The 4,390-nt window shown below is 68.0% G+C and carries 7 protein-coding genes; 3 read left to right on the top strand and 4 right to left on the bottom strand.

Annotated features, from left to right (window positions below; translation table 11 throughout):
• Positions 1-50: 50 nt before the first annotated feature.
• On the bottom strand, positions 51-995 hold the full coding sequence (locus tag VGD44_RS18130; RefSeq protein WP_331089713.1) for an electron transfer flavoprotein subunit alpha/FixB family protein: 945 nt from the start codon (positions 993-995) through the stop codon (positions 51-53).
• 1 nt (position 996) lies between these two features.
• Complete coding sequence (locus VGD44_RS18125) at positions 997-1,743, bottom strand: electron transfer flavoprotein subunit beta/FixA family protein (RefSeq protein ID WP_331089712.1); 747 nt, start codon at positions 1,741-1,743, stop codon at positions 997-999.
• Between the two features lie 143 nt (positions 1,744-1,886).
• On the opposite strand from VGD44_RS18125, the gene VGD44_RS18120 reads away from it, so the two are divergent.
• On the top strand, positions 1,887-2,171 hold the full coding sequence (locus VGD44_RS18120; RefSeq protein WP_331089710.1) for a hypothetical protein: 285 nt from the start codon (positions 1,887-1,889) through the stop codon (positions 2,169-2,171).
• On the opposite strand, the gene VGD44_RS18115 is transcribed toward VGD44_RS18120, so the two are convergent.
• Both VGD44_RS18115 and VGD44_RS18110 read right to left on the bottom strand, forming a co-directional pair.
• Positions 2,168-2,743, bottom strand: a complete 576-nt coding sequence (locus VGD44_RS18115) for a cob(I)yrinic acid a,c-diamide adenosyltransferase (protein ID WP_331089708.1) — start codon at positions 2,741-2,743, stop codon at positions 2,168-2,170. The two genes, VGD44_RS18120 and VGD44_RS18115, sit on opposite strands and share 4 nt — an antisense overlap.
• Before the next feature lie 11 nt (positions 2,744-2,754).
• On the bottom strand, positions 2,755-2,952 hold the full coding sequence (locus tag VGD44_RS18110) for a twin transmembrane helix small protein (RefSeq protein WP_331089706.1): 198 nt from the start codon (positions 2,950-2,952) through the stop codon (positions 2,755-2,757).
• Between the two features lie 327 nt (positions 2,953-3,279).
• On the opposite strand from VGD44_RS18110, the gene VGD44_RS18105 reads away from it, so the two are divergent.
• Both VGD44_RS18105 and VGD44_RS18100 read left to right on the top strand, forming a co-directional pair.
• Positions 3,280-3,930: a helix-turn-helix domain-containing protein gene (locus VGD44_RS18105; RefSeq protein ID WP_331089704.1), complete on the top strand. Its 651-nt coding sequence runs from the start codon at positions 3,280-3,282 to the stop codon at positions 3,928-3,930.
• A 7-nt stretch (positions 3,931-3,937) separates the two neighbouring features.
• Positions 3,938-4,390: TetR/AcrR family transcriptional regulator (locus tag VGD44_RS18100; RefSeq protein ID WP_331089702.1), on the top strand; the 453-nt coding region annotated here is incomplete at its 3' end.

The raw sequence follows: 4,390 nt of genomic DNA, 5'->3' as shown, positions 1-4,390 counted from the left end.
GGGCGGACCTTGCGGCCCGCCCCTCGAACGCGTTGCGATGCCGACCGGGCCTACTTCCCGATCTTGCCGAGCTCGCTCATCAGGTCCGGCACGGCGGCCTTGTAGTCGGCGACCAGGCCGTAGTCGGCGACCTGGAAGATCGGCGCGTCGGGGTCCTTGTTGATCGCGACGATCACCTTGGAGTCCTTCATGCCGGCCAGGTGCTGGATGGCGCCCGAGATGCCGATGGCGACGTAGAGCTCGGGCGCGACGACCTTGCCGGTCTGGCCCACCTGGTAGTCGTTCGGCGCGTAGCCGGCGTCCACCGCGGCGCGGCTGGCGCCCACCGCCGCGCCGAGCTTGTCGGCGAGGGGCTCGATCACCCGGTGGAATTCCTCGGCGGAGCCCATGGCGCGGCCGCCCGAGACGACGATCTTGGCGGCGCCCAGATCCGGGCGGGCCGACTTGACGATCTTCTGGTCGACGAAGTGGGTCTTGGCCGGAGCGCCCGGAGCCGCCACGGATTCGACCTTGGCCGAGCCGCCTTCCGCCGCCGCCTTGAAGGCGGTCGGGCGCACGGTCAGCACCTTCTTCGCGTCGGAGGACTGCACCGTCTCCATCGCGTTGCCGGCGTAAATCGGGTGGGTGAAGGTGTCGGCGGAGACCACCTCGGTCACGTCCGAGATCTGCGCCACGTCCAGCTTCGCCGCCACGCGGGGGCTGAAGTTTTTACCCTGCGACGTGGCCGGGGTGAGGATGTGGTCGTAGCCGCCGGCCAGACCCACGATCAGGTCGGTCACCGTCTCGGCCAGGCCCTGGCCCAGCTCGGCGCTCTCGGCGGTCAGCACCTTGCGCACGCCGGCGATCTTGGCCGCGGCGGCCGCGACCCCGGCGACATTGGTCCCGGCAACCAGCACGTCGACGTCGCCGCCGATGGCTTGCGCGGCGGTCACCACCTTGTGGGTGTTGTCCTTGAGGGTCGCGTTGTCGTGGTCCGCGATGACGAGAACGGCCATGTTAGAGGACCCCCGCGGTCTTGAGGTTCGAAACGAGGTCGGCGGCGGTTTCCACCTTGATCCCGGCCTGGCGCTTGGCCGGCTCGGTGACCTTCACGACCTTGAGGCGCGGCGCGGTGTCGACGCCGAGCGAGCCCAGCTCCTTCACGTCGAGCGGCTTCTTCTTGGCCTTCATGATGTTGGGCAGCGAGGCATAGCGCGGCTCGTTCAGGCGCAGGTCGGCGGTGACGACCGCCGGCAGGTCCACGTCGAGCGTCTGCAGGCCGCCGTCGACCTCGCGGGTCACCTTGGCCTTGCCGCCGGCGATGGCGACTTCCGAGGCGAAGGTCGCCTGCGGCCAGTCGAGCAGGGCGGCCAGCATCTGGCCCACGGCGTTGTTGTCGCCGTCGATCGCCTGCTTGCCCATCAGCACCAGCTCAGGGGCTTCCTCGGCGATCACCGCCTTCAGCACCTTGGCCACGGCCAGCGGCTCGAGGTCCTGGTCGGTCTGGATCAGGATGGCCCGGTCGGCGCCCATGGCGAGTGCGGTCCGGAGGGTCTCCTGGGCCTGCTGCGGGCCCACGGACACGGCCACGATCTCGGTGGCGGCGCCTTTTTCCTTCAGGCGGACGGCCTCTTCGACCGCGATCTCGCAGAAGGGATTCATCGACATCTTGACGTTTGCGAGGTCGACGCCCGTCTGGTCGGCCTTAACGCGGGCCTTGACGTTGTAGTCGATCACCCGCTTGACCGGGACCAACACCTTCATGGGTTGCTAGCGCCTCAAATTGCTGCGGAAAGAATGCCGGAGGGGCATAACGCGTCCGGCGAGCTTTGCAAGCGCGGGCGGCCGGAAAATGCCGCACTGCACACACTCTGGCGAACGCGCCTCCCGTTACGTAAAAGGCCCGCATGAACGCGAATATCGAGCGCCTGAAGCTCATCTTCATCGGCCTGTTCGTCGTCGCCGCCATCGGCGTCGGCATCTGGCAGTTCTGGTGGGTGATGCCCGCCCAGAAGTGCGAGAAGGAGCAGAAGAAGTGGTGGGACCCTGTCGAACGGGTCTGCGCCACGCCCGTGCTCGTCTCCGACATCACCGGCCGGGTGATCACCGACGAGAAGGCCCTGGCCGAAGCGAAGAAGGCGATCGGGCGGACAGCCGTGCCGAAGGGGCCGGCCCCGGCGCCAAAGAATTAGCGCGTCCCGCCGGAGACCCAGAACACCTCGGCCTTGCCGGCGTCGTTGGCCCAGCGGGCGGCGACGAAGAGGTGGTCGGAGAGGCGGTTGAGGTAGCGCATGGCCGGAGCGCTCACCGGCTCCCCCGACTCCACGAGGCGGACGGCGTCGCGCTCGGCGCGGCGGCTGACCGTGCGGGCGAGGTGCAGGGCCGCGGCCGCCGGCGTGCCGCCCGGCAGGATGAACGACTTCAGCGCGGGCAGGCGGTCGTTGAGGCTGTCGATCTCGGCCTCGAGGCGGGCGACCTGGCTGTCGAGGATGCGCAGCTTCGAGCCCGCTTCCTCGTCCGCCTTGGCCGGCATGGCGAGGTCGGCGCCCAGGTCGAACAGCTCGTTCTGGATGCGGCCGAGCATGGCGTCGAGCTCGGGGTCGGCCGTCAGGTGGACGCGAGCCAGGCCGATGCAGGCGTTCGTCTCATCGACCGCGCCGTAGGCCTCGACCCGCAGGTCGGTCTTGCTGACCGGCTGGCCGGTGGCGAGGCGCGTCTTCCCGGCGTCGCCTGTGCGCGTATAGATGCGGTTGAGCGTGACCATTGGTCGCTGCGTCAGCTCTGGCTTCGCCACCAGACCGCGGCCACAAGAACAGCCACGGCGATCGCTTGCGTGAGCACGCGAAGCCGCATCAGCTTGTTGGACCACGACCGGCCGAAGTCGCCGCCGCGGAACAGGGAATAGATGCCGAGGGCGAGCACCACGCTCACGGCGCCCAGCGCGGCGAAGATCAGGTAGTCGAACAGGTCCATCGCCCAAGTTTAGGCCCGCACACCGGGCGAGACCACCCGGTAACGCGTGTTCAATTTAAACTTGACTTTAGAGGCTGTGAGCATGTTCATCGAATCCGGGTCCAGGCCGAACGCTGAGATTCGACGTGACGCCAGACGCCTTATCGAATAAGGGCTTTCTCGCTCCTGCGAGCGCTACCAGCGCGCGTAAAGGCAATGGATTACAGTCTAGTAATCCGATTCACCTACCCCGTTGATTGAACATGTTCATTGCCGGTGATACCGGTTTCACACCTTCCCCCCAGCCGATCCCGGCGCCCCCCCAGCCGGTGAAAAAATAAGAGAAGAATGAAGCACATCTCTCCGATCCAGGTCGCCGCCGATGCTCCGGCGCGCGCCCCCACCCGCCGCGCCCTCGCCAAGCAGCAGACCCGCCTGAAGGTGCTCGCCGCCGCCCGCCGTCTCTTCAGCGAGCAGGGCTATGAAGGCGCCACCATCCGAGACATCGCCGCCGCTGCGGGCATGTCGACCGGCGCTGTCTTCGCCAACTTCACCGACAAGTCGGACCTGTTCCGCGAGATCATGGTCGACGACATGGAGGCGCTTCTCGCCGCCATGCGCGACGCCGCCGTCCGCGGCCGCAACGTCGAGGACGGTGTGCTGAAGGTCTTCATGGCCGGCTACACCTTCTACAAGACGCGCCTGCAGCTGGCCCGCGCGGCCTTCTCGGTGTCGTGGGACAAGGACGGCGGCCCCTCGCTGCGCGGCCTGCCGTCGTCGCTGGCGTTCCAGGACGTGTTCACCGAGCTGCTGACCGCCGCCGTCGAACGTGGCGAGTTGTCGCAGGAAGCCGAAGTGAAGCTGCGGGCCCAGATGCTGTTCGACACCTACCTGTCGAACTTCCCGCAAGCGATCTTCGAAGGCTGGAGCCTGGACGCGCTCCAGGCCCGCGCCCGCGACCAGATCCGCATCCTGCTGGCAGGCGCGCGCCGGGGCTGAGCCGGCGATGACCGCTGACGTCGGATCGATCCCCGAGCGTTCGGGAACCCCCAGGCAGTCGCAGAAAGAAGCGACGCGCCAGAGGGTGCTGGACGCTGCGCGGGAGCTGTTCGACACCTACGGCTACCAGGGCACCACGATCCGCGAGATCGCGCGGCAGGCCCAGGTGTCCGTGGGCAGCGTCTTCACGACCTTCGCCTCCAAGGGCGAGATCCTCTCCGAGGTGATGGCCGCCCGGCTCGACCCGCTGTTCGCGGAGATCGACCGGGTGATGCCGCACCTGCGCGGGTCCACGGCCGACCGCCTGCGGACCATGTTCGCCATCCACTTCGAGTTCGAGGCCAAGCACGTGCGGCTGTTTATGTCGCACATCGCCGCCGCCTACGACTGGACGCTGACCGAGGGGGCGCGCCCCTACGGCCGCAACGCGCGCCTGCAGGACGTCATCGCGGCGACCCTG

The organism is Phenylobacterium sp. (assembly GCF_036402295.1).
GTDB lineage: Bacteria > Pseudomonadota > Alphaproteobacteria > Caulobacterales > Caulobacteraceae > Phenylobacterium.
The sequence above is the reverse complement of the archived record's forward strand: the minus strand, read 5'-3'. Positions and strand labels throughout refer to the sequence as shown.